General features: G+C 41.3%; 17 protein-coding genes. 9 read left to right on the top strand and 8 right to left on the bottom strand.

Going from position 1 to position 24,095, the window contains the following annotated elements; genetic code table 11:
- From fucP to BM375_RS01765, 8 genes are all read left to right on the top strand, one after another.
- Positions 1–1,251: an L-fucose:H+ symporter permease gene (fucP, locus tag BM375_RS01800; RefSeq protein ID WP_093363439.1), complete on the top strand. Its 1,251-nt coding sequence runs from the start codon at positions 1–3 to the stop codon at positions 1,249–1,251.
- A 51-nt stretch (positions 1,252–1,302) separates the two neighbouring features.
- Positions 1,303–1,632, top strand: a complete 330-nt coding sequence (locus tag BM375_RS01795) for an L-rhamnose mutarotase (protein ID WP_093363438.1) — start codon at positions 1,303–1,305, stop codon at positions 1,630–1,632.
- A 5-nt stretch (positions 1,633–1,637) separates the two neighbouring features.
- Positions 1,638–3,302: a UxaA family hydrolase gene (locus BM375_RS01790; protein WP_093363437.1), complete on the top strand. Its 1,665-nt coding sequence runs from the start codon at positions 1,638–1,640 to the stop codon at positions 3,300–3,302.
- A 12-nt stretch (positions 3,303–3,314) separates the two neighbouring features.
- Entirely contained in the window at positions 3,315–4,625 is a 1,311-nt protein-coding gene (locus BM375_RS01785; RefSeq protein ID WP_093363436.1) for an alpha-L-fucosidase, read from the top strand.
- 1 nt (position 4,626) lies between these two features.
- Positions 4,627–5,391, top strand: a complete 765-nt coding sequence (locus BM375_RS01780; protein ID WP_093363435.1) for an SDR family NAD(P)-dependent oxidoreductase — start codon at positions 4,627–4,629, stop codon at positions 5,389–5,391.
- Positions 5,392–5,502: 111 nt separating this feature from the next.
- Positions 5,503–6,360, top strand: a complete 858-nt coding sequence (locus BM375_RS01775) for a fumarylacetoacetate hydrolase family protein (RefSeq protein WP_093363434.1) — start codon at positions 5,503–5,505, stop codon at positions 6,358–6,360.
- A gap of 69 nt (positions 6,361–6,429) precedes the next feature.
- Positions 6,430–7,260, top strand: a complete 831-nt coding sequence (locus BM375_RS01770; protein WP_093363433.1) for an amidohydrolase family protein — start codon at positions 6,430–6,432, stop codon at positions 7,258–7,260.
- A gap of 75 nt (positions 7,261–7,335) precedes the next feature.
- Positions 7,336–8,124, top strand: coding sequence for an L-fucose dehydrogenase (locus BM375_RS01765; RefSeq protein ID WP_093363571.1), 789 nt, complete (start codon positions 7,336–7,338; stop codon positions 8,122–8,124).
- A 343-nt stretch (positions 8,125–8,467) separates the two neighbouring features.
- Here BM375_RS01765 and BM375_RS01760 read toward each other — a convergent pair whose 3' ends face one another.
- The 6 genes from BM375_RS01760 to BM375_RS01730 form a co-directional block, all read right to left on the bottom strand.
- A complete protein-coding gene (locus tag BM375_RS01760; protein ID WP_093363432.1) occupies positions 8,468–9,076 on the bottom strand; it encodes a hypothetical protein in 609 nt (202 codons plus the stop codon).
- A 729-nt stretch (positions 9,077–9,805) separates the two neighbouring features.
- Positions 9,806–11,161, bottom strand: coding sequence for a glucoamylase family protein (locus BM375_RS01750; protein ID WP_093363430.1), 1,356 nt, complete (start codon positions 11,159–11,161; stop codon positions 9,806–9,808).
- A 3-nt stretch (positions 11,162–11,164) separates the two neighbouring features.
- On the bottom strand, positions 11,165–12,805 hold the full coding sequence (locus BM375_RS01745; RefSeq protein WP_093363429.1) for a glucoamylase family protein: 1,641 nt from the start codon (positions 12,803–12,805) through the stop codon (positions 11,165–11,167).
- 86 nt (positions 12,806–12,891) lie between these two features.
- Complete coding sequence (locus tag BM375_RS01740) at positions 12,892–14,316, bottom strand: RagB/SusD family nutrient uptake outer membrane protein (RefSeq protein ID WP_093363428.1); 1,425 nt, start codon at positions 14,314–14,316, stop codon at positions 12,892–12,894.
- Positions 14,317–14,335: 19 nt separating this feature from the next.
- Positions 14,336–17,449: a SusC/RagA family TonB-linked outer membrane protein gene (locus tag BM375_RS01735; protein ID WP_093363427.1), complete on the bottom strand. Its 3,114-nt coding sequence runs from the start codon at positions 17,447–17,449 to the stop codon at positions 14,336–14,338.
- 277 nt (positions 17,450–17,726) lie between these two features.
- Positions 17,727–20,576 carry a triple tyrosine motif-containing protein gene (locus BM375_RS01730; RefSeq protein WP_093363426.1) on the bottom strand — a complete coding sequence of 950 codons (2,850 nt, stop codon included), beginning with the start codon at positions 20,574–20,576 and terminating at the stop codon, positions 17,727–17,729.
- 112 nt (positions 20,577–20,688) lie between these two features.
- Between BM375_RS01730 and ispE the strand changes: the two genes are divergently transcribed.
- Positions 20,689–21,501: a 4-(cytidine 5'-diphospho)-2-C-methyl-D-erythritol kinase gene (gene ispE, locus BM375_RS01725; RefSeq protein WP_093363425.1), complete on the top strand. Its 813-nt coding sequence runs from the start codon at positions 20,689–20,691 to the stop codon at positions 21,499–21,501.
- A gap of 59 nt (positions 21,502–21,560) precedes the next feature.
- On the opposite strand, the gene BM375_RS01720 is transcribed toward ispE, so the two are convergent.
- Together BM375_RS01720 and BM375_RS01715 are read right to left on the bottom strand one after the other, a co-directional pair.
- A complete protein-coding gene (locus BM375_RS01720) occupies positions 21,561–22,742 on the bottom strand; it encodes a homoserine dehydrogenase (protein ID WP_093363424.1) in 1,182 nt (393 codons plus the stop codon).
- A 35-nt stretch (positions 22,743–22,777) separates the two neighbouring features.
- Positions 22,778–24,085 (bottom strand): O-acetylhomoserine aminocarboxypropyltransferase/cysteine synthase family protein, encoded by a 1,308-nt coding sequence (locus BM375_RS01715; RefSeq protein ID WP_093363423.1) that lies wholly within the window; start codon positions 24,083–24,085, stop codon positions 22,778–22,780.
- Positions 24,086–24,095: the final 10 nt, after the last annotated feature.

Here is a 24,095-nt window from a genome sequence, read left to right as displayed (position 1 = left end):
ATGAGGCAACAACAAAACTACACAGTCGCTATTATTCTGATAACTTCCCTATTTTTCTTTTGGGGATTTATCCATAACCTAGATCCGATTTTGATTAAGCACCTTCGTAGTGCCTTTAGTCTTTCCCATTTTCAAGCCTCGTTGGTAGATTCGTCCGTGTTTATAGCTTATTTGGTGATGGCTATACCAGCCGGGATGTTAATGAAAAAATATGGCTATAAAACAGGGATTATTGTCGGTTTATCTTTATTTGCCTTAGGCTGTTTCCTGTTTGTACCAGCTGCGGACACAGTTAGTTATGTGTTTTTTCTGGTCGCTCTATTTGTACTTTCCTGTGGATTGGCAATCCTGGAAACAGCAGCTAATCCTTATGTAACGGTACTGGGCGATCCGGATAAAGCTACGCAACGCCTTAATTTTGCGCAATCTTTTAATGGTTTGGCAGCTTTTCTAGCACCCATTGTTGGAGGATATGTGATTTTGGCGGAAGAGCCTAAATCGCAAGATGAACTGGCGACAATGACGGAACAGGCACGTTTGGCCTATGTGCAGGCCGAGACTTCCTTGGTAAAAGGACCGTATATCGTTCTTGGTGTTGCCATTTTGGTATTGGTATTACTTTTTGTATTTACCAAACTTCCTGATATCAAGGATGAGAATGCAGAGGAAGGTAAATCTGGTGGTTTATTAAAAGCTTTACGACATAAAAATGTGGTATGGGGAGTTATTGCTCAGTTTTTTTATGTAGGGGCACAGGTTTATGTGTTGAGCTTCCTGTTGGTTTTTGCAGAAGAGGTTTTGCAAATGGCGGGACAGCAAGCAAAATATTATGCCGGAGCGGCAGGTCTTGCTTTTATGGTAGGCCGTTTTGTCGGGACGTTTTTTATGCGTTACATAGCGCCTTATAAGTTGTTGGCAATATATAGTGTCGTTGCCGCATTGCTTTGTCTTGTCGTTGTATATGGTGAGGGGATGGTGACTTTATATGCATTGGTGGCTATCGCATTCTTTATGTCCATCATGTTCCCTACCATTTTTGCGATGGGATTGGAAGGGACTGGTGCGGACACCAAATCAGCTTCCAGCTTAATTGTTATGTCAATCGTCGGCGGGGCAGCAATCCCACCTTTAGCTAGCTGGATAACGGATATGACAGATAATATGCAGCTGTCCTACTTTGTTCCGTTGTTAAGCTTTGTGATTGTGCTGCTGTTTGCATGGAGTAATAAAGGAATCAAGATAAAAGAATAAGGATAGAAATTAAATCTAATATCTCACATCTAAAATACTAATATCTGAAATATGAAAAGATACGCATTAGCGTTGGATTTGGTGGACGATGCAACCTTGATAGCAGAATATGAAGCTTATCACCAAGAAATATGGCCAGAGATTCATGCTTCCATAACTGGAGCTGGTATTCAAAATATGGAAATATACCGATTTGGTAATCGGTTGTTTATGTTGATGGAGGTAAGTGATGACTTTAGCTTTGAGAAGAAAGGTGAGATGGATGCGGCTAATCCGAAAGTGCAAGAATGGGAAGCGTTGATGTGGAAATATCAACAGGCTGTGCCGGGAGCTAAACCTGGCGAAAAATGGGTATTGATGGATAAAATATTTGCATTATAATCAACATGAGAAGAGAACGATTATCATATTTACAGATTCACCCGAAAGATAATGTCTTGGTGGCTTTGCGTGATTTGCCACAGGGATTTGTGGTTGAATTTGAGGGGAAACAGTTTGCATTGAGAGATGCGGTTGCTGCGAAACATAAATTTACGATTTGGCCATTGGAAAAAGATGCCGATATACTGATGTACGGTGTATTAGTTGGCAGGATGAACGATGCTGTGGCAGAAGGTGTGCTGATTACTACAGAAAATCTACGTCATGCATCGGATGATTTTAAATTGGGAAATCGCAAACTGGATTGGGTGAAACCTGATGTATTCGCTTTTGTGGGTCGCACATTCAACGGTTTTCACCGTAGCAACGGAACAGTTGGAACGGCTAATCATTGGTTGGTTATTCCATTGGTATTCTGTGAAAATAGAAATGTACTGACTTTAAAATCCGCATTAGAGGAGAAGTTGGGCTATCAGGTAGAGTCCAAGGACTATTCGGATGAGGTTGATGTGCTGATCGCTAAATATCAGGACGGCGCTTCCATCGATGAATTGATGGGGGTAGACCTGTCGTCAGCGAAAGCGAACAAACAGCAGAAACGTTTGTTCCCGAATGTGGACGGTGTGAAGTTCTTGAATCATGATATGGGCTGCGGAGGTACGCGTATGGACTCTGATGCTTTGTGCGGCTTATTGGCCGGTTATATTGCCCATCCGAATGTGGCAGGCGCTACCGTTTTAAGTTTGGGATGTCAACATGCACAAGCATCTATTCTTAGGAATGAGATAGCAAAAAGAGATCCGAATTTTGATAAACCGCTTTATATCTTCGAACAACAGTTTGAAGGCACAGAACAAGAATTGATGCAAAAAGCGATTAAAGCCACATTTGCTGGTTTGACACAGGCGAATGCTTTGACGCGCCAACCTGCTACTTTGGACAAGCTTTGTATAGGTTTGGAATGCGGGGGGTCTGATGGGTTTTCAGGTATTTCTGCCAACCCTGCCTTAGGTTATCTGTCGGATATGTTGGTGACTTTGGGTGGTTCGGTCATCTTAGCTGAATTTCCGGAATTGTGCGGTGTGGAGCAAAAGTTAAGTGATCGTTGTATCGATGAAGCTACTGCGGAAAAATTCATGCACCTGATGAAGACGTATAATGCCAAAGCGGAAGCCGATGGATCGGGTTTTTATATGAACCCTTCTCCGGGTAATATTCGCGATGGATTAATTACGGATGCCATTAAATCGGCAGGAGCAGCCAAAAAAGGCGGTACTTCCCCTGTAGCAGCTGTGATAGATTATCCAGAATTGGCTAATGGGCCAGGGCTAAACCTATTATGTACGCCTGGAAATGATGTGGAGAGTACAACAGCAGAAGTGGCTGCAGGAGCCAATATCGTCTTGTTTACAACAGGTTTGGGAACACCAACTGGTAACCCGGTAACCCCAGTTATCAAATTGTCTACCAATACGAAGACTTTTGAGAAAATGCCAGATATTATTGACATCAATTGCGGTACGATCATCGATGGAGAGGAAACGATAGAAGAGGCAGCTCATCGTATTCTGGAATATGTTATTCAAGTGGCAAGTGGTGAGATTGTTCCAAAATCAGTTCGTTTAGGACAGGATGATTTCATCCCTTGGCGCCGAGGTGTGTCATTGTAAATAATTTGGAAAATGAAAAAAGAAATATATATAATACTCTTACTTTGTTCTGTTTTTTCGCTGAAGGCGCAATCCCCTTATGTACCTACAGCTGAAAATTTGGAAAACCGAGCTTGGTTTGACCAGGCAAAGTTAGGTGTTTTCATTCATTGGGGTGTTTATAGTGTAATGGGAGATGGAGAATGGGTGATGAATAATCAGAATATGGGGCTAGCGGAATACGCGCTTTTGCCTAAATTCTTTAATCCGATAGATTTCGATGCTAAAAAGTGGGCCTCCTTGTTTAAATCGTCAGGAGCACAATATATTACCTTCACGACAAGACATCACGACAGTTTTGCTATGTGGGATTCCAAAGCTTCCGACTATAATGTGGTGCAAGCGACACCTTTCAAAAAGGACATCGTAAAAGAGTTGGTAGAAGCTTGTCGGGCAGAGGGTATTAAAGTCATGTTCTATTATTCCTTGTTAGATTGGAAACGTGATGATTACTTGCCGTATGGCAGAACAGGTCGTGGAATCGCAGGACGTGATGAAAGTAAAGCAGATTGGGGGCGTTATATTCAGTTTATGAAAGATCAATTGACCGAGTTGCTGACCAACTACGGCCGTATAGACGGTATCTGGTTTGATGGCGATTGGGATAAACCTGATGCAGATTGGCGCTATGATGAGATATATAGTTTGATACATCGTTTGCAACCACAATGTTTGATTGGGAATAACCACCATTTGGCTCCAAAAGAAGGAGAGGATTTCCAGATGTTTGAACGTGATTTGCCGGGAGAGAATGTTACAGGTTATGGTACGGATGCAGCGCATGTGGGCGGATTACCGAAGGAAGTCTGTGGCACGATAGCTGGTTCATGGGGTTTTGATATCAAAGACCGCAAGCAGAAATCTTTTAAGGAAGTATTGTCCTATCTTGTAAAAGCGGCAGGCTATGGTTCGAATCTTTTGTTGAATGTCGGCCCTATGCCAAATGGGGAAATTCAAGATTATCAGCAGGATAGGCTTCGTCAATTAGGCGAATGGTTGAAGGTGTACGGTGAAAGTATATACGGAACTGAAGGCGGCTTCGTGAAGCCTACCGATGATTATGCCTTAACAAAAAAAGGAAATACGGTATACTTGCATATACTGAATAAAGAGATGAAGACCGTTATCATTCCAGAAGTAAAATTCAAAATATCTTCAGCTACAACATTTGACGGAGGAAAGAAATTGACTTACCACCAGCTAGAAAAAGATTTGTTGGTCGTTCAGATTCCGGAAAATGTAACTGATGAAAATGATTTAGTATTGAAATTAACTGTTAAATAAAATGTCAAAATTAGCGAATAAAGTAGCCATTGTAACCGGTGGCGGAAGTGGAATCGGAAAAGCTATTTCAGAGCTTTTTGCGGCTGAAGGGGCTTTCGTACACATATTAGATCTAAATGCAGAAGGCGCACAGCCTGTAGTTTCGGCTATCGAAGAGGCGGGAGGAAAGGCTAAAGTTCACGCTTGTAATGTGGCTAATCAAGCGGATGTGGTCGCTATTGTACAAGATATCGGCAAAGTAGATATTTTGGTGAATAATGCTGGAATTGCTCATGTAGGTAATCTGGAAAAATGTGCTCCGGAAGATTTCGATCGCGTATTTAATGTGAATGTAAAAGGGGCTTATAATGCCTTGTCTGCCGTTGTCCCGGTGATGAAAGCCAATGGAGGAGGCGCGATATTGAATTTAGCATCAATTGCTGCTGTTGTGGGAATCACGGATCGTTTTGCTTATTCGATGAGCAAAGGTGCTATTTATGCGATGAGCATGTCCTTAGCACGCGATTATATGGCAGATAACATCCGTTCCAATAGTATTTCCCCTGCGCGGGTACATACGCCATTTGTGGATGGATTTATTTCTAAAAACTATCCCGGACAAGAAGCCGAAATGTTCGAAAAGCTTTCGAAATCACAACCTATTGGGCGTATGGCAAAACCTGAAGAGATTGCTAAATTAGCATTGTTCCTATGTTCGGATGATGCTGGGTTTATCACAGGCAATGACTATCCGATTGATGGCGGGTTCATTAAGTTGAATAATTAAGTCCCCTCCCGACCTCCCCAAAGGGGAGGAGATTGAGCGTGGAAGTATAAAAAATAACAAACTATAAATTAATTCCCCTCCTTTGGAGGGGTTAGTGGAGGAATATAAAATATGAAATTAATACGTTTTGGTGAAGCCGGTAAGGAGAAAATCGGTGTACAGATTAATGGTATAAACTATGACGTTTCTGCTTTTGGTGGAGACTACAATGAGCAATTTTTTGCAGAGAATGGATTGGCCCGTTTGGAAGAGTTCGTAAAGGCAAATGTTGGAAAGCTTATCGAAGTGCCTGCCGGGACACGGTTGGGTGCGCCATTTGCTCGCCCGTCGAAGATTGTGTGCATTGGATTGAACTATAGAGACCATGCGGAAGAAACAGGTGCAGCTATTCCGGCCGAGCCTATTATTTTCATGAAGTCGACAACTTCGTTAGTTGGACCGAATGATACGATTGTTATCCCGAAAAACTCTAAAAAAACAGATTGGGAAGTGGAATTTGGTATCGTTATCGGTAAGAAAGCAACTTATGTAGAAGAAAATGACGCATTGGATTATGTGGCAGGGTATGTCTTGCACAACGATGTTTCGGAGCGTGAATTCCAGATTGAGCGTGGCGGTACCTGGGATAAAGGTAAAGGCTGTGATACGTTCGCACCGATGGGGCCTTATGTTACTACGGCAGATGAAATTCCGGATATTAATAATGTGCGTTTATGGTTGAAAGTGAACGGAAAAATGTATCAGGATGGTAATACCAGCAATCTGATTTTCAGCGTACCTTTCATTATTTCGTATGTATCCCAGTTCATGACTTTGCTTCCAGGGGATGTGATTTCGACCGGGACTCCAGCAGGAGTAGGTTTGGGCTTTAACCCACCTATTTATCTACAAGAGGGGGATGTGGTAGAACTTGGTGCAGATTATCTGGGTGAATCTCGTCAAGAGGTTGTCGCTTGGGCGAAGGGCTAAAGACAAAAGAATAAAGAAGCAAGAGCAAAGATTACTCAATACGTAATACTCACTACTCAATACTAAAAAATGGGAATAGACGCTCATCAACATTTTTGGATATTTGACCCTGTGCGCGATGCATGGATTAATGATGATATGCTTGCCATACGTCATAACTTCATGCCAACTGATTTGGCTCCTCTGTTGAAGACTAATGCTTTGGATGGTGTGATTGCTGTACAAGCAGACCAATCACATCAGGAAACCCAATTTTTGTTGGATTTATCGACCATGTATGCCATGATTAAGGGCATTGTGGGGTGGGTGGATTTACAATCGGAGCAGATTGCCGAGCATTTGCAACATTTTAGCCAATATCCTTTGATTAAGGGCTTTCGGCATATCGTGGAAGGTGAGGAAGATGCTGATTTCTTAATGCGTCCATCCTTTCAACGAGGTTTGAAGTTGTTGACCTCCTACGGTTATACGTATGATTTGTTGATACGTCCTCGGCATTATCAAGCAACTTTAGCCTGTGTGGCGGAAAACCCAAATCAAAAATTTGTGCTGGATCACATGGCTAAGCCATCTATTCGGACAGGTGAGTATGATGAATGGGCTGCTTTTATTGAAAAATTAGCAGCTTATCCGAATGTATGGTGTAAGATTTCGGGATTAATGACCGAAGCGGATTGGAAAGCATGGAAAATCGAAGATTTTACGCGTTATATCCATCATGCTATAGCTTGTTTCGGAAAGGATAGAATTATGTTCGGTTCTGATTGGCCGGTATGTTTATTGGCCGGTAGCTATGAAGACGGGATACATATTGTTAAAAGCTTGACAATGGATTTTTCTACAGCGGAAAAAGAAGCATTATGGGGCGGAAATGCGGTTGAGTTTTATAATATTAGATAATAGATGTTAGACAATAGATATGAGACGATAGATAATCTCACATCTCTGTACTCATATCTCCATACGCACAAAAACATGGATTTAAATTTAAAAGATAAGGTTGTGGTGGTTACGGGCGGTGCGAAAGGTATCGGTCGGGCAATCGTGCTGGCTTTAGCGAAGGAAGGTGCAATACCTGTTATTGTTGGTCGTAAACAGGCAGACAATAATCTGGTTAAGGCTGAAGTAGAAGAGTTGGGGGGTAAAGCCATAGCTGTTGAAGCAGAACTATCCAAACCGGAGGATTGTAAACAGGCTATCCAGAAAGCTTTGGATACTTTTGGACGTATTGATGGTTTGGTAAACAATGCTGGACAGAACGATGGTGTAGGATTGGCTTCCGGTAGCTATGAAGGATTTGTCGCTTCTTTGCATAAGAACCTTATTCATTATTACCTGATGGCGCATCATGCGCTGGATGCTTTGAAAGCTTCTAAGGGAAGTATTGTCAATATTTCCTCCAAAACCGGGGAGACAGGGCAGGGGAATACTTCTGCCTATGCAGCTTCTAATGGAGGACGTAACGCTTTGACAAGAGAGTGGGCCGTAGAATTGCTGCCATATAGTATCCGTGTCAATGCTATTGTGGTTGCGGAATGTGCTACACCGCAATATGATTCCTGGATACAGACATTGGATAACCCTGAGGAAACTTTAAAGAAGATAACGGATCGTATTCCCTTAGAAAACAGGATGACCACAGCAGAGGAAATTGCTAATACAGCGGTATTTTTGTTGTCTGATAAATCCAGCCATACCACTGGTCAATTGGTCTATGTTGACGGCGGTTATGTGCATTTGGATAGATCGCTGATAAAAGAATAAATAAAAAAAGCTGTCATCCAAAGATAAACTTCGGATGACAGCTTTTTTAGCTAATTGCTTGTTCAGACCGTATTAAGTTTTTCTTTTCTTTACCCGTTGTGCATTATGATTTAGAGAAAAAAGGATAAAATAATTTGTTTATTGTACTGATAATCAGCTTGTTGTTTTAATTACAAAACGATTTAGAATGAACAGCTTATCTGCAAATTACGAAAGAACATTGGAAGTTTTGAGGAAAATATCAACAATTTAAAAATAAACATTATTTAAAATGCACAATGGGTTAAAATAATGAATTTTTAATTAAGGGGAGAGCCATTGCGCGACTTTCCCCTTCTTTGGATCATACGGCAATAGCTGTAATGATATCGCTGTAGTTCGGTTCAGTATCCGTGCCGATGTACGTTGCTCTGAATTCGTAAAACTGCATCATTTCAAGATCACGGATTTCCAGCACCGACTTGGTATGGAGAATGGAAGTCCACTCTTCCGTTCCTTTCACACGGTACTCGTATCTGTAGAGACGCGCATGTTTCCAAGCCTTGACACGAGCACGGAGCTTGCCTGTGCCCACTTGTACATTCTCAATACGTAGATTTTCTGCCTGTGGTGTCCTGCCGATACGGTTGGTGCTAGGACTGCTCGGGATGAACCCCGCAGCCACGATCAGCTCGGTGTCTCCCTTTGCGATGGAATCCACATACTGGGATAATCTGTAGATAGCTTCCTGCAATTCCCTGCCGGCCTTCCCTTTGATGATCACCGCCCGCTTGTCCCTGAAATTCGCTTCGGCATAAGCATCCCGATACGTGTTCAACAGGCTTTCGAACGTGGGTAGATCAGGTACAGGGTTTGCAAAAAGATCTACATTCTGTGTCATCTTTAATAAGATGCTCTCTGCATAGCGCAGCATCCCGGCTGCGTCAGTGCTTTTAAAATTTGGTTTTGCCATTTTTTTGACATTTAAGTAAAACAAATATTTAATTAACTATCACAAAGATGGGCTGGAAAAACGGCCAAAAATTGTAAATATGTGCCAAAATTCAGCATATCGAAAAAATCTTTTGGCACGATTTTACAATTTTTTAGGTGGTTTTAGAGAGCATTATTAAGGTGAAAAACAGGGTTTAATCTGTATTAAACACTGTTTTTAGCTTGAATAACAGCTTAAAATATCAATAAACAAACTCTAGAGTTTCTGTTGCAAACGCTACCTTTTTTGTCAGACACGCTAGCGTGTCTGACAAAAAAGGTAGCGTTTATCTTCTATAAGGTAGCTTTTGAAACAGGCGCTCTAGCTTTTCGGATAGAGAAGGTAATGTTTCTTTTGCGACCGTTAGCGTTTGGGACCTACTCCCTAGTGTTTTCAACAGAAAAGGTAGTTGTTCTATTAAAAACGTTAGCGTTTTAGCTCTACACGCTAACTTTTCGAACGCAAAAGGTAGGGCTTTTGCTGTAGACGCTAGCGTTTGCATTGTACTGGCTAGCTGTTCTAACGGAAGAGCCCATGTGTCCAGCAAATCTCCTATCCCGTTGTTTTGTGAAAAAGGCTAGACAAACTCAGCCTGAAATTGTCAAGGATAAACATGTCGCTTCAATGTTGCATCATCCCCACAAGCCCAGAATGATAATTAGGATGCCTGCTGTTTCATAATGCAAAACGAGTTTTCTTTATAGGGATCTATTTTATATAAGGACTTGAAAAGTTCAATTTTTTCAATCCCTCCTGTACATCCGGTGCGTTCATAAATAATTCCCAGATAAAGCTGTCTTTGTAGTTTTGTATCATCACTACAATCGGCCCCTGATCAATGGCGAGATAACGTTGTGGAAACCAATCCTCCGTTTCGCTATAGGCATCATAAAAGCCATATTTTCCCCAGACCTTGTCACCTATACTGTCCTTGAGGTAATGCATGAAACTGATGCTTTCTTTCGGTGTGTACGGCATAGACGATAAGGCTGCGGTAGGTGAGATGACACCAGTCGGGTCATTATCCGGATGGTGTGCATTATACCCATTGGTTGAATAGCTTGCTGTCCAACCCCAACCTTTAACACCACCATAACCCTTAAAATTTTGGGGATTCTTATCTGCGTAGGCAATATTAATTTTTGTATGATTGGTGACGACATCCTCATAATTAGCATACTGATCACTAAGTCCTTTGGGGTTGAGACCGAGGAAAGAGTAATGTGCCCAGAATAAAGGGCCTACTTCACCTTCTTTAGCATTGTGCTTCAGCAAGGTAGGAATATCGTATTTTTTTACATCGGAACGAATGGCACCATCTCTTGCCCAACCTTTATGGTAGGTGTCTGCAGGGATAGGATGTGTGGGTGAGGAAGCCGCCAGAATATAGGCAATCATACATTCATCAAACCCTTGGATTGCATGGTTCATACCCCAGCCATAGTTCGGGCTCCAATGCCAGTATAGCACATCTTTGCCATTCCGGTAGAAGTCCCAGTTGATGCCCTTCCATAGCTCATCTGCTTTTTTGGCTATCTGTTTTTGGTTTTCTGTACCATCTTTATAAAATTCCCGGATAGCAATAAGTGCTTGTGCCATAAAGGCTGTTTCGACAATGTCTCCTCCATCATCGTTTTTGCTAAAGGCTTTTGGCTTTCCGGTAGGCCCGTAATACCAGTGCGACCAAACACCTTGGAAACGCTCAACAGAATCTAAGAAATGCAACGCTCTCATTAACCGTTCTTCGCCTTGTTCTGCTGTGATAAAGTTGTTGTGTATGCCCACAAGGACAGCCATTAACCCGAAGCCACTGCCGCCTATAGTAACCACATCTTCGTCGTTCTGTGGGTATTCGCCATCGATATGGATGCGCTCTCGCGCTAAACCAGAAGTAGGCTCAGCGCCTTCCCAAAAGTATTGGAAGGTTTGTTGCTGGACGATAGTGAGCAAGGAGTCGTTGTCATCTTGTGCACCAACTATGCTGTTTCCAGTATTTGTGTTGTTGTGACATCCTGTGGCTGCGAAATAGATTAGTGCTATAAGTATACTAAAATGATGTTTCATAAATTAAATGTTTGGAGATGTGAATTTTAATGTTTGCAATGCTTTTTTTATTTCTGGAGCTTGCATAAAATATTTCCATAATAATCCTGTGCGGTGATTTTCAATGCCAATAATGATGGGCCCTTGATCAATAGCGAGATAAGAATCAGCAAACCAAGGCTCAGAGAGGGAAAACGCATCTTTAAACCCGTATTCTCCCCAGATCTTATCACCTAATTTGTAGTAGAAAAATTCTAAAGCTTGCATAGATTCTTTCGGTGTATACGGCATAGAACTTAATGCTGCGGTAGGTGAGATAACTCCATTGTCATTGGTAGGTGAATGTGCCATATAACCATTGATATCATCACTTGCTGTTAATCCCCAGCAGTTTTCACTATACCCGGCAAAGTTTTTTGGATTGGCGATGCAATAGGCTCTGTTGATAAGACTGTGATTTTTCACTTGTTCTTCGTAAGAAGCATATTGATCTTGTAATCCAAATGGGTTTAGACCTAGGAAGCTATATTGCGATAAGAAGAGAGGACCACCATTTTCTGGCCCAAGAGGTAGGGATATACCATAATAGGACTTTCCATTGCGCATAGCACCCGATTTTGCCCATCCTTGTTCATATACCGCCGCTGCTATACTGTTGTCTTTTGAGCCTGCAGCTAATACATAGGTGATTAAGGACTCGTTCCAACCAGTTATGGGTAAATTAAGTTCCCAGGCATAATTTGGGCTCCAATGCCAATACAGTGTGCTCTGTCCATTGCGGAAGAAATCCCATTCTATAGTCTCATATAAGGTCGTAATGTCTTTTTGAAGTTCAGCATCGTCGAAATATTCACGAGCCGTCAGCAACCCTTGAAAAAGCAGGGAAGTTTCCACTAAATCAGCACCATTGTCTTTCTCACTGAAAGGTAATGTCTTGGCTGTATTTCCATTGTACCAATGCGAAAAAGCACCGTGATACGTGTCTGCTATTTTCAGGAACGAAACGATTTTCTTTATCCTGTTCAGCCCGTCTGTCCTTGAGATAAAACCACGTTCCGCACCAACGATTATTGCCATGATACCAAAGCCTGTGCCACCAATCGTAACGGTTTCATTGGATGTGTTACGCTCTCGTATCATACCGTATGCTGGATGGGCATGATCCCAAAAGTATTTGAAAGTTTGTTGTTGTATTTTGGTTAAAAGCGCTTCAGAAGAAATACGTTCGTGCTTATCGCTCAGGTCGATAGTCGTGGTCAGCATATAGCTGTATTCCTTATCTAACTTCCTGTTATCTGTTGATAAGAGCGTATTCCGAATAATTAAGGTATAACTGCTCAATGGTTTTAATGAAGCAGAGGGCAGTAGAGTAACTGTTTTTTTATCCGACGCAACTTGTGTCTGAACAGGTATTTTTACTCTATCGGCATCTAGTAATTCAAGATGTGTTTGTAAGCCTTGTTCAGTAATACTACTTTCAAACGTAATTTGAATACGAGCATTCAAATTGACATCCTTATGCTGAGCTGTAAGCTGTTCTTCGTTGATAAGAATTTGACTTATTTTGAACGTAGGGTTATTGGTTGGAGAAGGGTTGCTTTTCTCTTTACTACATCCGGCACATAAATATAACGTTATGAAAGCAAAGGCTAAAAATTTCTGCATAATGATTGTATTTGAAAGGGCATCGTACTGGACTACGTCAGTTGAGCGTTTTCCAATACGATGCATCCTTTTTTGTTCTTGGGGTATTACCACCCTGTGTTTTGTCCCATTTCCGGAGTCTGTATTAACTGATTATTCGGAATCGGGAATAAATAATGCCTATCATTAAAAGGTTTTCCATTTGCTTCCATAGCTGTTTGAGCCTGCCGGGTGCGTACCAAATCAAACCAACGGTCATGTTCAAATGCCAGTTCTAACCTTCTTTCTTTCCAGATAAGCTGACGGAGTTGCGTCTGATCGGTGGTGCTCATATCATCCAGATTCACACGTTTACGTATGATATTGAGATTTTCTCTTGCCAAACTGGAATTTCCGATTTCGTTGGCTGCTTCGGCAAGGATCAGGTAAATCTCACCTAAACGTAAATAGCGGATGTTCTTGTCTGTGTCACTTGCTCCTGCATTAGCAGAAGAGTATGCTTTCTCGTTGTACATTGGATTCTCAACACCTTCGCTGACTTCTCTTCCGTCATATAGTGTTTCTCCTCTAAAGATAATCGTGGCGTCTCTACGGATTTCATCACCCTCAGCATTGAATGCATCCAATAAGTTTTGAGATGGTGTATTAAAGCCCCATCCCCAACCAGATTGACCTCTTGCCCCTTGTGTTTGGGAATATTGTTGCACACCGTGAGCGATTTCTTCTCCTCGCGCCTGAAACTCAAACAATGATTCTTTGCCATTTTCTGTTGTCTCTCGCCAGATAGTTGCATAATCAGCTTCCAGAGCATATTCGCCTGAGCCTAATACAGCTTGTGCCATTGTCACGGCCTCCTGCCACTTGCCTTGATAGAGGTATACTTTTGCCAAAAGCCCTTGTGCAGCTCCTTTGGTTGCACGACCTAAATCTTTGGCTGAATAGCCTGATTTTACTGGTAAGTTGTCAATAGCAAACTGTAAATCTGCTTCTATATGCGCGTAAACTTCGGACGCTGGTTTACGTTCTATAAGATCGATTTCTTGGATAGGAATATCTCCCCAACCACGAACGAGATAGAAGTAGTTCAATGCACGAAGAAAACGCGCTTCTCCGGTTAATCGGTTTTTGTAGGCGGCATCTGTCAGGCCGAACTCTTCAATGTATTCAATGGCTTGGGATGCTCGACCAATGGATTTGTACCAATGTTCCCACATTGCGGCGAATGAACCTGCTGTGGAAGTGTACGTCAAGTTATCTAGAATGTCCTTGTCTGAACCTGAATCTGTGGGCGAACTTCCCTTATCGGCATTGTCAGAAATAATTTCTGTAATACCCAAGAATGAGAAACCATAGTTCCAGTCTGAAAACATCCCGTATATACCGTTGACGAAAGCTTCCGGTTCGTATATTTCATCACTGTCTTTCGCTTCGACTTTCTCCTGTGATGGCACATCCAAAAAGTCCTTTGTACAGCTGTGGGCTAATAAGCCGGTAGCTATTAATACTGCTATATTTAATCTTTTGATATTCATGTTGATTTCTCCTTAATCGTTAAAATTGTAAGTTCAGTCCAAACAAAAAGTTTCGGGTGGTAGGGTAGGCGGATAGCTCTATGCCTGTTGTTCCTGAAGGTGCACCGGTGTCGGTCGCAATCTCCGGAGAGAATCCAGAATATTTTGTGAACATAAAAGGATTCTGTGCCGAAACATATAAACGTAGTTTGGAAGAAGATGAATATAGTTTGTCAAATGTATAGCCCAGCGTAATGTTGTTGATACGGAAGTAGCTGCCAGATTCCAAGTAATAGCTTGACGCATAAGCATCACGGGCAGCTCCAGGGTGTACATTGGTAGAACCTTCGCCTGTCCAACGCTGTTGGAAAGTTTCCTGTGTGATGTTCTCACCACCGTCAATCCGTGTCCCTTTCAGCGCATTGTATATTTTGTTGCCTGCAACACCATAACCATACACAGAGAAATCCAATGCTTTGTAGTTGATCCTGACATTGATACCATAGGTCGAAGTAGGTATATATGAACCGAAGAATATCTTATCCCGGTTATCTATCACGCCATCCTCATTCTGGTCTTTGTAACGTAGGTGTCCTGGGATAGGGGAACCATATTTCGCATTTTGGCCAATCTCTTGAGCATTCTGCCATACCCCTTCAGCTTCCCACATCCACCATCCGTAGATCGGTTGTCCAAGACGTAGTTGTTTCGTGATTTGACCATTAGCTAAACTACCACCAATTGCACCGTCGTAAGCCGGAGTAACCTCTGTCACTTCGTTTTTGTTATATGAGTAGTTTACACCGACGGTATAATTAAAGTCTTCGTTGACAAACTTATTCCAGTTTAACATTGCCTCGATACCTTGGTTCAACACTTTAGCGCCATGTGCATAAAAGTTCTGACGGTAAGGAGAACTCAATGTAGGTGTCACATCAAGGATGGTATTGGTGTTCATTTTATGGTAATAATCCAAGGAACCTGATAGCTGATTGTTTAGAAAAGCAAAATCAAGCCCTACTCCGGTTTCGTGTGTTTTTTCCCAACCTAAGGGTAGGGCAGGTGTTCCGAAAGATGCACCGTATACAAAATCCTGATTCGGGCCGAATACGTAGTTGTTGTTATTGGAAATAGGGGAAGTCACAATCTGCGAAGTATTCACAGGAATATCCTGATTTCCTAATACCCCGTAGTTACCACGTATTTTTAATAGATTCAGCCATGCAACATCTTGCATAAAGTTTTCGTTGCTCACTGTCCAGCCAAGACCTACAGAAGGGAAAGTTCCCCAATATTCGCCAGTCTCACGGAACGCACTTGACCCGTCACGACGAATGGTCGCTGTTAGATAATATCTGCTATCATAATTATATTGAACACGACCAAAATACGAAGCTAATGCTCTTGGTGTATAATAGGTGTGCTCAACTGTTTTTTGGTAGTTAGATGATGCTGCGCTATTGGCAAGATCAATATTCCAATATTGCTCCTGAGCAGGTACGTCATATCCGCGAGCGGCAATTCTATTACCAATACCAAATTTTTCTCTGGACATACCCAATGTTGCCTCTACATTGTGCTTGTCAAAACTTTTTTGGAAAGTTAGGAAGTTTTCCCATACCCACCGGAATGTCTCATTCTGATTGAAATTTAGGGAATTATAAGCATAGGAGGCTGCTTCTGGATTTGCTGTTCTCAGCGTTTCAAATTCAGCTTCTGTACGAGTAGGGTCTGCATTCAACCACCCGTCGCGAATGTCGTTAAATGCACGACCTTTGTAGAAATATTTGGTAGCACCTACACGTGAGTTGATTGTTAAGAAGTCCGTGATTTTATACTGTCCTTCAAAACCACCTTGTAACATCGTGCTTTTTTGCAGTTCATTGTGTCTGGCAATTTCGTATACTGGGTTGCCAATAGAGTTTAATGAGCCTACTGTTTCGCCTGCTTGACGCTCATAAGTGACTACACCTGTGCTTCTGTTGACAAAAGGACGACCTGATCGACCATTCGGATAGAATACAGGAACTAAAGGCGACTGACGATAGGCTGCGTTAAAGCCGTTAAATGGTTTTGGGGTGCTCTCAGTAAAAGTCAGGTTTAGCGTTTGGTTAAATCGCAATTTGCCATCCAAGAATTTATAGGTATTGTTATTGCGAACCGTGTTTCTTGTGAATCTTGAGCCATCTATAATACCGTTGTCTTTAAAGTTATTGAAACTCAAGAAATAATCAATGTTTTCCGAACCACCTGATAGGTTTACGGCATTGTTGAATACCGTTCCTGTTTTTAGAATTTCATCATACCAGTCCGTTTCGTAAGGTTGGTTTTCCGATAAACTCCAGGTCTGGCCAATAGCCGACAGATTTTCATTTAGGTACTGTCGGAATTGATTGCCATCAGCCATTTTTACGCGATTCAGGATGTTCTTCATCCCTGCATAACTTTCGTAATTGATTCTGAACATGCCTGCTTTACCTTTTTTTGTGGTAATGATAACAACCCCGTTTGCTGCCCTCAAACCATAAATAGAAGCCGAAGAGGCATCTTTAAGGACATCCATTGATTCGATATCCGAAGGGTTGATGTTGTTGATGTTTTCTACTGGCATCCCATCGACAATATATAGCGGGTTCCTTCCGCCCAATGCTGTACCCAATCCACGGATAATAACATTTGGGGCCGCTCCTGGGGCTTCAGAAGCAACGATATTCAAACCGGCAACTTTTCCTTGAACAGATTGCATTGCAGACATGGCAGGCTGCTTGGCGATTTCTTCTGCCCGTACGGAACCGATAGCTCCGGTTAAATCGGCTTTCTTTTGTGTACCATAACCGATGACGACAACTTCTTCCAAAGATTCGTCGGCATTGTCAAGGAAAACATCTACCTGATCCTGGTTATTGACAGCGACCGTTTGCTGTATGTAACCGATGGACCGGAAAATTAAAGAACCTGTGGCGCTGACTTCGATAGAATACTGCCCGTTCTCGTTTGTTTGGATACTCTGACCCGATGATGCGGATACTGTTACCCCGGGTAAGGCAGCTTGCGACTGGCTGTCCCTTACCGTCCCGGTAACTGTTTTAACCTGCGCAAATCCATAGGATAGGATGGAGGTCAAAAACAATAAGAGTGTAAAATACTTCCTCATAGAACTCAATTGTTATAGTTTATAATGTAATGACATAATACTGGCTCTCCTCAACCAGTGTTTATAATTATAACAAATATGTGATGTATAGGTTTAATGAAAGAAATATTCTATTTCACATTACTACTTCACGTAATATTTATTGCTACAAAATGAATATTTGTTTTTATATTATTCATTTGTTATCAATGATTTATGTGTATTGTAATCTTGCTCAATTATTTTTTCATAGTGTGTTTTGTACACTAAATTGATGTAGTAGTAATGATGTAGTATTTTATTGTTCTAAAAGAAATTCGGTGAGGTTTTTCTCTGTTGGAATATCGAATTTTTTGCGTAATCGGTATCTTCTAATTTCCACACCTCGCGTCGTGATATTCAATAAAGAAGCAATGTCTTTGCTGGACATATTGAGCCTTAGGTAAGCACAAAGTTTGAGGTCGTTGGGTGAAAGGTTTGGATAATCTTGTTTGAGTTTTTTGAAAAAGTTCTCGTGGGATTCATTAAAGCTACGCTCAAAAATATCCCAATCTCTTTCGTCACTGCGTGCATCGTCAATAAGTTTTTTTACCTTTTGTAATTGATCGTTAGAAAGTTTGTTCCCCTCTTTGTCTTTAACATTTTGCACTTCTTGGTTAAGGTTGTTCAACAGTTCGTTTTTGTACACAATATTGGCAGCAGCATTGGCAAGCTCCCGGTTTTTAAGTTCAAGCTCTTGTTGCAACTGCTCATTTTTCAAGGCCATGAGCTTCTTTTCATTTTGTTCGGCTTCACGACGTAGAAGCTCTTCTTGACGAAGACGTAATCTTTGCCTTAACTGTATCTGGTTATGCTTGATTTTCTCAATCACTCGTCTTCGGATAAGAACAATTGCCAATCCTATTATTAAAATGTAGCATATCAGAGCTGGCCAGCGTAGGTAAAAAGGAGCTAGGATTGTAAATCGTAGCTCGCTAATATCTGATATTTGCCCATTAGTGGTTATTGCATGGACCTTGAAAGTATATGTACCCCAAGATAGATTGGTGAAATCTGTGTAAGGCACTTCGGTTGGCAACGACCATTCCTTTTGATAGCCTTCTAAAATATATTGATAGCGAAGCGGTGTGTTGGTATACCAGGGAGACGAAAAAGCTATGCGGATATTGTTCTGGTTAAATGGAATTGGCCTATCAGGATCTAGGTAAAGTAATGAATCGGTAGATAGACTGCTAAGATTCAATAATCCTTTGATTAAGGGGCGGTGAATGGATACTTTTTCCTTAAAATGGCTATCATATACAGCAAAACCATTATCTAATGCGAAAAGGAGCTTATCATCAATTGTTTCAACATGTTCATAGCCTCTGATAACCATGTCTTGCAATGGATTGAAAGTCATTGAATCTATCGTGAGCTTATCTTGTCGGAATTCAATATAGGCAAAACGCCCCTGATTGGTAAAGATATAGCTGTTGGAAAGGATAGGCTTAATATGTGTTGCATTTACAAAAGAGCCTAATGTCTTGTCTAATTCCGTATAGGTAGAGAATTTCCCCAATACATTATCATAGTGAAATAGACCTTTGTCGGTGCTAAAGATGATGTTGCCTTGTAAAGCAATTGGTACAATGCGTTGGATATTTGGAAAATCCTTTTCAAACAAGAAATTTTTTAACTCGGTAATTTCCTGTTTGACAGGGTTGAATTCCATGAGCTTGATACTGTTGCTGAATGTAGCCCAGAAAGTCTGATTATTTTGCGGATAGAGTGATAGCACACTCTCTTTAGGGAATTCAAACTTATGTTTAAGTTTCCAACCTTGCTGATCTTCGAATAGAGCAAGGCCGGTATAATTTCCTTGAATGAAAAAGGATGGATGTGCCTGTAGCTGCATGTTTTGCCAGCCTCCGGTCCATTCGGAAATTCGTTCCATAGAACCACCTTTGATAATAAAAGTGCCATCATTGTGTCCACAGATTAACTGATTATTCAATATATCAAGTGACCATACTTGTCCCTGCGAATTTGAGATAAACCGAAAATGTAAATCGTGGTGGGAAGTGTTTGGGGACCAAGGGCTGACGAACAAACCTTGATTGGTGCCTAAATAAATATTGCCTTGAAAAACCTTTATGGCATAAACTGTTCCCAGCTCACCCAAAATATCTTTGTGGTAATAAAAAGGTGAGTTGATTTCTATACGGTCGATTCCGTTGTCTAATCCAGCCCAGATATTGCCTTGTTTATCCAGCGAGAGACTTAGTACGGTATTATTCTGTAAACCATTGCGCTTGTGGACATGTTGCAAAAGTTTGCCCGTTTTGTCCAGAATAAATATACCATTTTTAATGGTGCCGAGGGCAAAAGTATGCTCATCGATCCTGATACCATTATTGATTTGAGATTCCTTCAGTAGATTGTTGATGGTTGGGTTTAGTGTCCAAGGGGTTATACTTCTATTGTCTTTCAATACAAATAGACCATTTTTTGCTGTACCTACTAAAGTTTCATGTTCAAAGGGCAACATAGTCAGTACGTTACCTAATGTTGGTTTTAAGGGGTAAAATTTGTCGTTCTGCCAAAGTTGCAAACCGCTGGGGATTTTCTCTATCCACACTTCATTTTTTACTTGATGAGCAAAGAGAAAGGGTTCGCCATCACCATAATGTATTGTTATATTTTCGTTACTATAGCGATAAAATTTAGAGAAAGATTGGAATATAATGGCGTTATCTAAAAATAGGATTTTCCATATCTCGTCGTTTTGCAACATTTCCGACGGCACGAGATGTGTCAGTGAATGATATTTTAATCTGTTTTTCTGCTTTTTGAAATACCCAAATTCTGCTTTTCCGCCTACAAAAATATTTCCGTTTTCGGCAATGCGTACACTTCGAACACCTTCTTTATGCGGAATAGGGTATAGTTCCCAATTGGTGCCGTCAAAGATCAGCAAACCATTGCTATTGGCCGCATAGATCAGCCCTTCCTTATCTTGGTCTAAACTCCAGTTTTGGTTACCGGCTTTGTATTGCGATTTACTGAAGTTTTGTACGTAGGGCACACCTATAGATGGGATGTTTTGTCCCCATAAGGATATGGATAGTAAAAACAGAAAAAGTAATACCGTTGAATGTCGAACCATGTACGCCTCAGCTTATTTGTGCAATTTACAAACTCCTGTGTTGTTTAGCAACAAATCTGTTGTTTCCTTCTTTTCCCTTTCTAATCTTTTCCAAGATGATTATTATTGTAGTATGATTTCATACGCAAATGCCAAAGTTAATATAGGTTTGAATATTATCTCCAAGCGAGAGGATGGCTACCACAACCTGGAGACGATATTTTATCCTTTTTCGTGGTACGATATCCTTGAGATTACTGATGCACAAGAGGAGGTAACAAGCCTGGAGATTTCAGGCATGGATTTGCGGGTGGAACCTGATAATCTGTGTTTGAGGGCTTATCGTTTGCTGAAGGAAGAATTTGACATTGATCCTGTACATATACATTTGCACAAGCAAATTCCGTTTGGTGCGGGGTTGGGCGGAGGATCTTCGGATGCTGCAGTGGTGTTAAAGATGTTGAACGAAAAGTTTGGATTATCGCTCTCGACATCTGAGTTGGAGCAGCGGGCTGCTTGTTTAGGTGCTGATTGTCCTTTTTTCATCCGTAATGAACCAATGTATGCCGAAGGTATAGGGACCATATTATCGCCAATTTCTTTAGCGTTGGATGCATATAAGTTAGTGGTGGTCAAGCCGGATGTATCAATTTCTACCCAAGAAGCATATCGTGGTGTCTTCCCCCAAGTGCCAGAGCACAGCTTATTGGAATTGATAAAATTACCAGTGCAGGAATGGAAATATTACGTGCAGAATGATTTTGAGACTGGAATATTTGAACAATATCCCCTCATCCATAAATTAAAGCTTGCTTTATATAAGGAAGGGGCTATTTATGCATCCATGTCAGGGTCTGGCTCCGCTGTGTTCGGGATCTTTGATAAGGATGCAAAGGTTACAGGATTAGAAGATTTTGGACAGGTTTATTATCCCGTTGAATTGTAGGGACGTAACATGATTACTTGTAGAGACGTAGCATGCTACGTCTCTACAAGTAAAATCCCTTACAGAATTTCGGCAAGAAAATTACCATCTTGATGGATAATATTCCGCTTATCAATGATTTCCTGCAGTTTTATATGGCCTATAACGTATTTGAAGTCCTCTCCGTAGAAACGTTCTGAAATACTATTAAAGGATATTTGATCTAAAAGAGCCTCGTCAGCATAGCGCAAGTAGACCTTTAACTCATAATCAGTTGTGTATTGTACTTGACCAGCATTCAAATGCTTCTTGTATTCATAGCGATAGTCGTAGCGTAAGGCTGTGATATCGGATAATACGGCAGATCCTGTTGGGTGTCCCCCAGCACCTTTTCCATAGAAGAATTGCTCGTCCGCAAAGGCTGCTTTCACCAATACACCATTATTTTCATTTTCTACATTGGAAAGAATATTGTCCTTAGTAATAAATTTAGGCAGCACGTAGAGAACAACCCGATTGTTTTCAATTTCTTTTGCCAGAGGGATCAATTTGATTTTGAAATCTTTTTCTCGTGCAAAACGGATGTCCTGTACTCCTAATTTATCAATACCAAGGTTTAATATGCTATCGGGGTTTACATAAATGCCATAAGCGTGCGAAGCCACAATTGCTAGCTTGTATTTAGGGTCATAACCACCCACATCCAATGTCGGGTCAGTCTCAGCAAAGCCCAATTCCTGTGCTTTCTTTAAAGCTTCGTCATAATTTTGGTTTTCATTGAAAACCTTAGAAAGGATATAGTTGGACGAACCGTTGAAAATTCCGCTTACGGAATGTAAAAGTTCATTGTCATAATATTCCTCCAGATTACGGATAATTGGGATACTACCACATACAGCACCTTCATATAACAGCGAAGTGCCATGATTCTGTTGAATGTCAGCAAGTTCTTCGAGATGTGTCGCTATCATTTTTTTATTGGCAGAGACCACATTTTTTCCAGATTCTAAGGCTCTTTTTGTGATTTGAAATGCTGCATCTGCATCGTCTATCAATTCCACAACAGTATTGATTTCCGGGTCATTCAAAATCACTTCTGCATCTGTTGTGAACAGATCTGCCGGCAAGCTACGTTGCTTGTTTGCGTTTTTAATAACAAATTTCTTGATTTCCAGATTTAAATTTTTTGTCTTGATAATATCATACAGCCCTTGTCCTACGACACCAAAGCCAAACATACCAATGATTAATTTTTTACTCATGTTTTTTTATTTGCTTATAGCTTACCGCCTATAACTTATTTAATTTTCTCAAATGCTTGTTCCAAATCCGTTTTGATGTCATCCACATGCTCAATCCCAACTGATAGGCGCAGCAATCCTGGGAATACACCTGCCGCTTTTTGTGCTTCCGCAGGTAACTGTTGGTGTGTTGTAGCTGCCGGGTGTATGATTAATGTTTTCGCATCGCCAACGTTTGCCAAGTGGCTGATAAGTGATAGGGAATCGATAAATTCGTTTGCTTTTTCGGCTCCGCCTTTAATTGTAAACGACAATACGGCTCCATATCCGTTTTTAAGATATTTCTGCGCATTATAGTGTGAAGGATGGTTTTTTAAGCCTGGATAGCTTACTGATTCTACTTGTGGGTGTGCTTCCAGCCATTGTGCAATTTCCAAAGCATTGTCTACATGGCGCTGTACGCGTAACGAAAGCGTTTCTAACCCTTGTACCAAAAGGAAAGAGTTGAAAGGGGAAAGGGCTGGGCCGAAATCACGTAATCCTTCCACGCGGGCGCGAATAGCAAATTGTATATTCCCAAAAGGGCCATCAGGTCCAAAAACCTCGGAAAAGACAAGTCCATGGTACCCTTCAGACGGTTCAGAGAACTGTTTGAATTTTCCATTTCCCCAATTGTAATTTCCTCCATCAATAATGACGCCTCCGATACTGGTGCCATGTCCGCCAATCCATTTCGTAGCAGCTTCCACTACGACGTGTGCTCCATGCTCAAGTGGTTTGAAGAGATACCCACCAGCACCGAAGGTATTGTCTACAATAAGCGGTAAATCGTATTTTTTGGCCAAAGCAGCAATTTTTTCAAAGTCGGGAATCGTGTAACTTGGGTTGCCGATGGTCTCGATGTAAATTGCTTTTGTTTTATCATCGATAAGGCGCTCCATGTTTTCTGCTTCATCGTTTTCTGCAAATCGAGCCTCAATGCCTAAACGTTTGAAAGATACTTTGAACTGATTGTACGTGCCTCCATAAAGGTTTGCTCCGGAAACAAAGTTTTCGCCACTTTCTAAGATATTAGTGAGGGCAATGAACTGTGCAGCCATACCGGAAGCAACTGCTACAGCTGCTACCCCGCCTTCCAACGCTGCTATCCTTTTTTCAAAAACATCTGTCGTCGGGTTCATGATGCGGGTATAGATATTGCCGAATTGCTTTAACGCAAAAAGGTTTGCCCCATGCTCTGCATTTTCAAATACGTATGAGGTGGTCTGGTATATGGGAAGCGCTCGTGATCCGGTGGTCGGGTCAGCTTCCTGACCAGCATGAATTTGTAAGGTCTCGAATTTTAAGTTTTTTGTTGTTGACATAATGGATGTA

This window comes from Sphingobacterium wenxiniae, from assembly GCF_900116225.1.
GTDB lineage: Bacteria > Bacteroidota > Bacteroidia > Sphingobacteriales > Sphingobacteriaceae > Sphingobacterium > Sphingobacterium wenxiniae.
The sequence above is the reverse complement of the archived record's forward strand: the minus strand, read 5'-3'. Positions and strand labels throughout refer to the sequence as shown.

Excerpts from the sequence above, each read along its gene's own strand:
- fucP (WP_093363439.1), top strand. The coding sequence starts at position 1 with ATGAGGCAACAACAAAACTACACAGTCGCTATTATTCTGATAACTTCC.
- BM375_RS01795 (WP_093363438.1), top strand. The coding sequence starts at position 1,303 with ATGAAAAGATACGCATTAGCGTTGGATTTGGTGGACGATGCAACCTTG.
- BM375_RS01790 (WP_093363437.1), top strand. The coding sequence starts at position 1,638 with ATGAGAAGAGAACGATTATCATATTTACAGATTCACCCGAAAGATAAT.
- BM375_RS01785 (WP_093363436.1), top strand. The coding sequence starts at position 3,315 with ATGAAAAAAGAAATATATATAATACTCTTACTTTGTTCTGTTTTTTCG.
- BM375_RS01780 (WP_093363435.1), top strand. The coding sequence starts at position 4,627 with ATGTCAAAATTAGCGAATAAAGTAGCCATTGTAACCGGTGGCGGAAGT.
- BM375_RS01775 (WP_093363434.1), top strand. The coding sequence starts at position 5,503 with ATGAAATTAATACGTTTTGGTGAAGCCGGTAAGGAGAAAATCGGTGTA.
- BM375_RS01770 (WP_093363433.1), top strand. The coding sequence starts at position 6,430 with ATGGGAATAGACGCTCATCAACATTTTTGGATATTTGACCCTGTGCGC.
- BM375_RS01765 (WP_093363571.1), top strand. The coding sequence starts at position 7,336 with ATGGATTTAAATTTAAAAGATAAGGTTGTGGTGGTTACGGGCGGTGCG.
- BM375_RS01760 (WP_093363432.1), bottom strand. The coding sequence starts at position 9,076 with ATGGCAAAACCAAATTTTAAAAGCACTGACGCAGCCGGGATGCTGCGC.
- BM375_RS01750 (WP_093363430.1), bottom strand. The coding sequence starts at position 11,161 with ATGAAACATCATTTTAGTATACTTATAGCACTAATCTATTTCGCAGCC.
- BM375_RS01745 (WP_093363429.1), bottom strand. The coding sequence starts at position 12,805 with ATGCAGAAATTTTTAGCCTTTGCTTTCATAACGTTATATTTATGTGCC.
- BM375_RS01740 (WP_093363428.1), bottom strand. The coding sequence starts at position 14,316 with ATGAATATCAAAAGATTAAATATAGCAGTATTAATAGCTACCGGCTTA.
- BM375_RS01735 (WP_093363427.1), bottom strand. The coding sequence starts at position 17,449 with ATGAGGAAGTATTTTACACTCTTATTGTTTTTGACCTCCATCCTATCC.
- BM375_RS01730 (WP_093363426.1), bottom strand. The coding sequence starts at position 20,576 with ATGGTTCGACATTCAACGGTATTACTTTTTCTGTTTTTACTATCCATA.
- ispE (WP_093363425.1), top strand. The coding sequence starts at position 20,689 with ATGATTTCATACGCAAATGCCAAAGTTAATATAGGTTTGAATATTATC.
- BM375_RS01720 (WP_093363424.1), bottom strand. The coding sequence starts at position 22,742 with ATGAGTAAAAAATTAATCATTGGTATGTTTGGCTTTGGTGTCGTAGGA.
- BM375_RS01715 (WP_093363423.1), bottom strand. The coding sequence starts at position 24,085 with ATGTCAACAACAAAAAACTTAAAATTCGAGACCTTACAAATTCATGCT.